Annotated in this window: 1 protein-coding gene; it reads left to right on the forward strand. The window is 45.1% G+C overall.

Annotated features, from left to right (window positions below; all coding sequences use genetic code 11):
- The coding region (locus SB725_RS31225) for a hypothetical protein (RefSeq protein ID WP_410923278.1) at positions 1 to 273 on the forward strand (273 nt) is incomplete at both ends.

The following is a 273-nucleotide window of genomic DNA, read 5'->3' on the forward strand; positions in this document are numbered from 1 at the left end:
CCAGAAAAAAATACGCGGCACTCGTCAGTACTTGGATCTCAAACAGCCGCAACGATTAATATAGGTGACACTAAACAGACAAGTGACACAAAAGTCCTTGCTGAGTCTATAAGCGACGGTCGTAATACGGATAGTAGCGAATCAGGGATTGATGACGGTTTAGAGTTTGCCGTAGAAGTTGATGTAGTAATTGATGGGCGGCTTCAAGTACAGGCCGAAGACGTTGGTACTCATCAGCTATTAAAACCGTGGCAATCCAAACCTGACGCTGAT

Source organism: Pseudomonas sp. SIMBA_041 (assembly GCF_046535095.1).
Lineage (GTDB): Bacteria > Pseudomonadota > Gammaproteobacteria > Pseudomonadales > Pseudomonadaceae > Aquipseudomonas > Aquipseudomonas mucoides.